Annotated in this window: 5 protein-coding genes; 4 read left to right on the top strand and 1 reads right to left on the bottom strand. The window is 73.2% G+C overall.

All coding sequences use genetic code 11. The features are described from left to right. Together GV126_RS30100 and GV126_RS30095 are read left to right on the top strand one after the other, a co-directional pair. Positions 1–1,095, top strand: a 1,095-nt coding sequence (locus GV126_RS30100) for an SUKH-4 family immunity protein (RefSeq protein WP_236570173.1), incomplete at its 5' end; no start/stop codon positions are given. Between the two features lie 278 nt (positions 1,096–1,373). Continuing rightward, positions 1,374–2,306, top strand: coding sequence for a cellulose-binding protein (locus tag GV126_RS30095; RefSeq protein WP_159672592.1), 933 nt, complete (start codon positions 1,374–1,376; stop codon positions 2,304–2,306). A 34-nt stretch (positions 2,307–2,340) separates the two neighbouring features. Here GV126_RS30095 and GV126_RS30090 read toward each other — a convergent pair whose 3' ends face one another. Continuing rightward, positions 2,341–3,834, bottom strand: a complete 1,494-nt coding sequence (locus GV126_RS30090) for an MFS transporter (RefSeq protein ID WP_159672591.1) — start codon at positions 3,832–3,834, stop codon at positions 2,341–2,343. A gap of 498 nt (positions 3,835–4,332) precedes the next feature. Between GV126_RS30090 and GV126_RS30085 the strand changes: the two genes are divergently transcribed. Together GV126_RS30085 and GV126_RS30080 are read left to right on the top strand one after the other, a co-directional pair. Then, positions 4,333–5,121 (top strand): ABC transporter ATP-binding protein, encoded by a 789-nt coding sequence (locus GV126_RS30085; RefSeq protein ID WP_159672589.1) that lies wholly within the window; start codon positions 4,333–4,335, stop codon positions 5,119–5,121. Beyond that, on the top strand, positions 5,118–7,697 hold the full coding sequence (locus GV126_RS30080) for an ABC transporter permease (protein WP_159672587.1): 2,580 nt from the start codon (positions 5,118–5,120) through the stop codon (positions 7,695–7,697). The genes GV126_RS30085 and GV126_RS30080 overlap by 4 nt, the downstream gene beginning before the upstream one ends. Positions 7,698–7,934: the final 237 nt, after the last annotated feature.

Here is a 7,934-nt window from a genome sequence, read left to right as displayed (position 1 = left end):
CCGCCCCCCGGCGCGATGCCGCCGCCCGGTGCCGTGCCGCCCCCCGGACAGGCGGCCACGCCTCCGGGTGCGATGCCCGCGCCGGGGCAGCCGCCGGCCTACGGCTACCCCCAGCAGGGGCAGCCGACCGTGGGCCCCGGCTACCAGGCCGTGCTGCGCTACCGCGCGCAGGACGGCTCCGAGCAGCAGCTGATCCGGCGTTCCGCGCCGGGCATGCCGCACCCGGAGTGGCAGATCTTCCACGAGCTGCGCGCCATGAACGTGCCGCCGGACCAGGTGCTGGAGCTGCACACGGAGCTGGAGTCGTGCCGGTTGCCGGGCGCCTACTGCGCGCGGATGATCCGTGAGCAGTGGCCGCAGGCGCGGATCACGTCGATCGCGCCGTACGGCACCGATCACGCGAGCCGCCGGCAGGGCATGCAGCAACTCCTGGCCCACCAGGGGGAGCTGCACCAGGTCGCGGACGGTCCCGCGCGGCCGGCCCCGGTGCGGGCGCCGCTGCCGGCGGTGCAGGCCGCGCCGCCGATCCCGCCGGAGGCGATCGCCCAGGAGCTGGGCGCGGCCTTCGGGCCGGGTGTCTTCCGCTTCGAGCAGGCGGCGGTCCAGCGGCAGGGCGTGCCGCCGGTCGTGGCGCACACGCTGGTGGTGGCGGGTCTGCCGACGGACATGGGCCCGTTCTTCTGGGCGCAGGCCCAGCCGGGTCGCCCGGTGCCGACGCTGGCGGAGCTGGCGGCCGAGCGCGGGGTGCGGCCGGCGCCGGACGCGGGCTCCTACCTCGTCATGGGCAGCGACTTCGGCAAGGCGATCTGCGTGCAGTACGGCACGGCGAACATCGTGGCCGTGCCGGTGGAGGCGGGGCCGGGCGGTGCGCCGGTGCCGCCGCAGTTCGTGAACACCGGGCTGCCTCAGTTCGCGCGCTGCCTGGCGCTGCTCGGCCGGATGTGGCGGTTGCGCTACGGCCTGAACCCGGAGCAGGCGGGCCGCTGGACCGTCGACTTCCAGGCTCAGCTGGCCTGTCTGGACCCGGCGGCGCTGAGTTCGCCGGACAGCTGGTGGTCGGTGCTGCTGGAGCAGATGTGGGACGGCCTGCTGTGAGCGTGCGCCGCTGAGGAACTGACGAAGTGACAGGGCCGGGCCCGGTCGGTACGACCGGACCCGGCCCTGTCGTGTCCGCGGCCGACCACGGACGGTCGGCCGGCCACGGCCGATCACGGACGGTCGCAGCCGACCACGGCCGACCGCGGCCTGCGCCCGGAGTGTCGCGTTATGAGCATTTAGACCCAATAGCTCAAGATATGCGCGATGTCTTCGTGTCACGTCCGTTCAGCGGCTGCGGGCGGCCATCGGCGGTTTTCGACGGAGAGGGGTTCAGGATGGGCAGCGCCTCCAGGTCCTCGGCGCCCGCGGGATCCTCGGCCGCGCGGGCCGCATCGGCGACCCGTCACGGCTTCGTGGTCGTCCGGGGCCGCGGCTACCGGCGCGACCAGGTGAACGCCTACGTCGACGCCCTCTCCGACGCACGGGACGCCGCCTGGGAGCGCGCCGCCCGGCTGACCGTCCTGGCCAAGAACATGGAGAAGGAACTGGCCTCCCTGCGCGAGACCGTCGCGCAACTGGGTGAGCAGACCTACGAGTCGCTGGGCGACGGCGCCCGGCGGCTGTACGAGCTGGGGCAGCACGAGGCGCACGGGGTCCTGGAGAGGGCGCGGCAGGAGGCGCAGGAGCTGACGGAGTCGGCGCGGGCGTACGCCGACGGTGTGTATCAGTCCGCGCAGGCGCACGCCGACGCGGTGCGCGCCGAGGCCGACGAACGGGCCCGGCGCCGGCTGCTGGCGGCCCAGGCGGAGGCCGACGAGATCCGCGTCTCGGTCCGCCGCGAGGTCAGGGCCGGCCGGGCGGAGGCGGTGGCGGCCCTGCGGGAGATGCGCCAGCGGACCTCCGGCATGCTCACCGAGCAGGCGCGCGAACACGACGCCCGGCTCGGCGAGGTCGAACGGGAGGGGACCCGGCGCCGGGCCAAGCTGCAGGCGCAGTACGTGCGGCGGCTGGCCGTCGCGGAGGCGGCGCTGGCCGCGGCGGAACGCGCCTTCGCCGAGGCCCAGGAGACCGCGCGGCGCGCCCCCGAGGAGGCCCGCGCGCAGGCCGCCGAGATCCTGGCCGAGGCCCGCCTGCGCGCGGACCGCATCGCCCGCGAGACCGAGCGGGTGCTGCGCGAGCACGGTGAGATGTGGGACGACGTACGGGCCCAGATGGACACCGTGCAGGACCGCATCGCGGCGCTGAAGGGCCGGGCCCGGGTGCAGTGACCGGCACGGCGCACCCGTGACCGTCACCTGACCGTCATTCCTTCAGGACGGGGAAGCGCCGCGGTGCCAGCACCAGCAGGACGGCGAACGCCAGTGCCGCCGCGCAGCCCGCGCCGACGTAGACGGCGTGCACGGCGGCGGCGATGGCGCGGCGGGTGGTCTCCGGGGCCGTGCCCGCGTCCAGGCCGCGGGTGACGGAGTCGAGGTCGCCCGCGCCGCCGAGGCGGGCGGCGAGGACGCCGTTGGCGACCGCGCCGAAGAGGGAGGCGCCGAGGGTCTGGCCGGTCTGGCGGCAGAAGAGGACGGAGGCGGTGGCGGTGCCCCGCTCGGACCAGCCCACCGTGGACTGCACGCCGACGATGAGCGGCAGCTGGAACAGGCCGAGGGCGGCGCCGAGCGCGAGCATCAGCACGGTGGGCTGCCAGGCGGCGCCTGGGTAGGGCAGGAAGGGGAAGGCGAACAGCAGCAGGGCGGCGGTGCCGATGCCGAGCATCGCGGTGTTGCGGAAGCCGATCCGCCGGTAGACGTGCTGGCTGAGCGCGGCGGACAGGGGCCAGGTCAGCGTCCACACGGACAGGACGAAACCGGCGGCCACCGGCGCCAGCCCCAGCACCGCCTGGGCGTACGTCGGCAGGAAGACCGACGGGGCGACCATCAGCAGGCCCAGCGCGCCCAGGGCGAGGTTCACCGCGGCGATGGTGCGCCGGCGCCACACCCAGCCGGGGATGATCGGCTCCGCCGCCCTGCGTTCGACGACCACGACCAGCGCGAGCAGCGCCACGCCCGCGCCGAACAGGGCGAGGGAGGGCGCCGACAGCCACGGCCAGGCCACCCCGCCCTGCACGACTGCGGTGAGCAGGGCGCCCGCGCAGGCGAACACCGCGAGCGCGCCGGCCCAGTCGATGCGCGGCCGCGCGGCGCGCTCGCGGTGCGGCTCGCGCAGGTGGCGGACGATCAGCCACAGGGCGGCGGAGCCGATGGGCAGGTTGACGAGGAAGATCCAGCGCCAGTCGGCGTACGCGGCGAGCAGGCCGCCGAGCGCGGGGCCGGCGATCGCGGAGACCGCCCACACCGTGGAGAGCCGGGCCTGGATCTTCGGGCGCTCCTCCAGGGGGTAGAGGTCGGCGGCGAGGGTCTGGACGGTGCCCTGCAGCGCGCCGCCGCCCAGGCCCTGGACGATGCGGAAGGCGATCAGCGCGGTCATGTTCCAGGCCGCCGCGCACAGCAGGGAGCCGACGAGGAAGAGGGCGGCGCCCGCGACGAGGACGGGTTTGCGGCCGAGGGTGTCGGAGAGCTTGCCGTAGACCGGGAGGGTCACCGTGACGGCCAGCAGGTAGCCGGAGAACAGCCAGGAGAAGACGGAGAAGCCGCCGAGGTCGCCGACGATCTGCGGGACCGCGGTGGACACGATGGTGGAGTCCAGCGCGGCCAGCGCCATGGCGAGCATCAGCGCGGCGACGACGGCGCCGCGCCGGTCGGCCGCGGTGCCCCGGCCGGCCTGGCGTATCGCGGGTTCGGTGTGGCCCACGGCGGATCCTTTCCCCCTGCACGCATCTGCCGGGGACAGCTTGGCACTTGACCCGCGGGCTGCGGGAGGGTGGATGCTCGGTGGGTCCCCGGGTGGAGGCGACCCTGAGACGGGGTCGGTCTGCCGGGGGAGGGCCCCTAGGGGGTGCGCCGTACTTCGGGTCGGGGCGGGTTCGTACCGGCGGAGGACGAGAGGGCGGCCGGAGCGTCCTTAACCTGGCTTTACGCCGCTGGGGGGCGGCGCACCGCACCGAGGGGGGTGGGGTTTTCCCCCGCCGAAGACGGGGCTCGGCACCAGCGCGCCGGACGGCTGTGCCGACCAGACTCGTCGACGTGGCGCAGCGCCGTGCGCGACCGCCCCGCGGACGAACGATCCGCGGGGTGAACGACCCGCCGGCGCCACCTGAACCACCGGATCAACCAGATCGACCGGATCAACCGGATCCATCCCAGGGGAGGGGCAAGTGCCCCGACCGCTGACCGACTTAGGAGACAAACCGTGACATCGGCTGTGACCATTCCCAGGCACGGGGGTACTGGAAGGCCCACGGCCGTTGCCGCGCGGGCCCGGCAGGTCGTGAAGGCGTACGGGTCCGGGGAGACCCGGGTCGTCGCCCTCGACCACGTCGACGTGGACATCACCCGCGGGCACTTCACCGCCATCATGGGCCCCTCGGGGTCCGGCAAGTCCACCCTGATGCACTGCCTGGCCGGGCTCGACACCGTGACCGCCGGTCAGATCTACCTGGACGACACCGAGATCACCGGACTGAAGGACAAGAGGCTCACCCAGCTGCGCCGGGACCGGATCGGCTTCATCTTCCAGGCGTTCAACCTGCTGCCGACGCTGAACGCGCTGGAGAACATCACCCTGCCCATGGACATCGCCGGCCGCAAGCCCGACCGGGCCTGGCTGGAGCGGGTGGTGGAGACCGTGGGGCTGGCCGGACGGCTCAAGCACCGGCCGAACCAGCTCTCCGGCGGCCAGCAGCAGCGCGTCGCCGTGGCCCGCGCCCTCGCCGCCCGGCCGGAGATCATCTTCGGTGACGAGCCGACCGGCAACCTGGACTCGCGGGCCGGCGCCGAGGTGCTGGGCTTCCTGCGCCGCTCGGTGGACGAGCTGGGCCAGACCATCGTGATGGTCACGCACGACCCGGTGGCCGCCTCCTACGCGGACCGGGTGCTGTACCTCGCCGACGGCCGGATCGTGGACGAGATGTACCAGCCGACCGCCGATCAGGTGCTGGACCGCATGAAGGACTTCGACGCGCGGGGGCGTACGTCATGACCGTCCTGAAGACCTCCCTGCGCAACTTCTTCGCGCACAAGGGCCGCATGGCGCTCTCGGCGGTCGCGGTGCTGCTGTCGGTGGCGTTCGTGTGCGGCACGCTGGTGTTCACCGACACCATGAACACGACGTTCGACAAGCTGTTCCAGGCGACGTCGTCGGACGTGACGGTCAGCGCCGAGGGCTCCTCCGACAGCGGCGAGACGACCTCCCGCACGGGCAGGCCGCCGGTGCTGCCGGGCTCCGTCGTCGCGACGGTGCGCGGCACGCGGGGCGTGCAGTCGGCCGAGGGCACCGTGTTCTCCACCTCGGTGACCGTCGTCGACGCCGACAAGGACAAGCTGTCGCCGTCCAGCGGCGCCCCGACCATCGTCGGCAGCTGGAACGCCAACGACGCCCGCACCATGAAGATCACCTCCGGTACGGCGCCCAAGGGCCCGGACCAGATCATGGTCGACGCGGACACCGCCGAGAACCACCACCTGAAGCTGGGCGACGAGATCGGGGTGATCACGGCGATCGGCACGCACCGGGCGCACGTGTCCGGCATCGCCGCCTTCACCGTCACCAACCCCGGCGCGGCGATCTTCTACCTGGACACCAAGACCGCCCAGCAGACCCTGGTGGGCAGGACCGGCGTGTACACCAACGTCAACGTCACCGCCGCCAAGGGCGTCACCGACGACGCGCTCAAGCGTGACGTGGCCGCCGCGCTCGGCCACGGCTACAAGGTGCAGACCGCCAAGGAGGTCGCCGACGCCAACCAGAAGGAGGTCGAGAGCTTCCTGAACGTGATGAAGTACGCGATGCTCGGCTTCGCCGGGATCGCGTTCCTCGTCGGCATCTTCCTGATCATCAACACCTTCTCCATGCTGGTCGCCCAGCGCACCCGGGAGATCGGCCTGATGCGGGCGATCGGCTCCTCCCGCCGGCAGGTCAACCGGTCGGTGCTGGTGGAGGCGCTGCTGCTGGGCGTCGTCGGATCCGTGCTCGGGGTCGGGGCCGGCGTCGGCATCGCGGTCGGCCTGATGAAGCTCATGGGCAGCATGGGCATGAAGCTGTCCACCGACGACCTGACCGTCGCCTGGACCACCCCGGTGACCGGACTCGTCCTCGGCGTGCTCGTCACCGTCCTCGCCGCCTACCTGCCCGCCCGCCGGGCCGGGAAGATCTCCCCGATGGCCGCGCTGCGCGACGCGGGCGCCCCGGCGGACGCCAAGGCGGGCGTGGTGCGCGCCCTGATCGGCCTGGTGCTCACCGGCGCCGGCGGCGCGAGCCTGTACGTGGCCGCCGGCGCCGACAAGGCCACGGCCGGCTCGGGCTGGCTGGGGCTGGGCGTGGTGCTCACCCTGATCGGGTTCGTCGTGATCGGCCCGGTGCTCGCCGGCGGTCTGGTCCGTGTCCTGGGCGCGATCATCCTGCGGGTCTTCGGGCCGGTCGGGCGGATGGCCGAGCGCAACGCGCTGCGCAACCCGCGCCGCACCGGCGCCACCGGTGCCGCGCTGATGATCGGCCTGGCCCTGGTGGCGTGCCTGTCGGTGGTCGGCTCCTCCATGGTCGCCTCCGCCACCGACCAGCTCGACAAGACCGTCGGCACCGACTTCATCATCCAGAGCGACAACGGCGAGGTCATCACCCCGCAGGCGGTCAAGGCCGTGAAGTCCACGCCGGGCCTGGCCCGGGTCACCGAGTACAAGATGCTGGACGCCTCCCTGACCACCCCGGACGGTGTCACCTCCAAGAACGAGACGATCAACGCCGCCGACCCGACCTACGCGCAGGACCTGCGCACCAAGACGGTCGCCGGCTCGCTCGCCGACGCCTACCGGCCCGGCTCGATGTCCGTCTTCGAGGGCTTCGCGAAGAAGCACGGCCTGAAGGTGGGCTCCACGGTGGCGGTCGACTTCCGCGACGGCACGACGGCCCGGCTCACCGTCCGCGCGATCACCAGCGACGACGTCGTGATCGACAAGGGCGCGATGTACGCCTCCATCGCCACGGTCGCCCGCTTCGTGCCCGCCGACCGGATGCCGCTGGACGAGCTGCTCTTCGCCACGGCGAAGGACGGGCAGCAGAAGAGCGCCTACGCGGCGCTGAAGTCGGCGCTGCACGACTACCCGCAGTACACCGTGCGCGACCAGACCGACTACAAGCAGGCGCTGAAGGACCAGATCGGCCAGCTGCTGAACATGATCTACGGCCTGCTGGCGCTCGCGATCATCGTGGCGGTCCTCGGCGTGGTGAACACGCTGGCCCTGTCGGTGGTCGAGCGCACCCGGGAGATCGGCCTGATGCGGGCCATCGGCCTCTCCCGGCGCCAGCTGCGGCGCATGATCCGCCTGGAGTCGGTGGTGATCGCCGTCTTCGGCGCCCTGCTCGGCCTCGGCCTGGGCATGGGCTGGGGCGCCACCGCCCAGAAGCTCCTGGCGCTGGAGGGCCTGAAGGTCCTCGACATCCCCTGGCCGACGATCACCGGAGTCTTCATCGGCTCGGCCTTCGTGGGCCTGTTCGCCGCCCTGATCCCGGCGTTCCGGGCGGGCCGCATGAACGTCCTGAACGCGATCGCGACGGACTGACGGAGCAGGTGCACAAGGAGCAGGCGCACAACCGGACGGGCTCGCCACCGCGAGCCCGTCCGGCATGTTCGAGCACGAGGCCGTCCGGGCCGGAGCGAAGGGTCCGGGGCGGCAGCCCCGGGGACGGGAAGGGAAGGGGCGGAGGGGCGGACCGACCGCGCACGGACCCGACGCGCACCACCCACCGGCCGCCGCCGGCCCTCGCTCGCCTGTTCGACCCCATGCGTTGTCCACAGC

The sequence above is a fragment of the Streptomyces mexicanus genome, from assembly GCF_902506575.1.
Classification (GTDB): domain Bacteria; phylum Actinomycetota; class Actinomycetes; order Streptomycetales; family Streptomycetaceae; genus Streptomyces; species Streptomyces mexicanus.
This window is presented reverse-complemented; position numbering and strand designations above follow the sequence as displayed.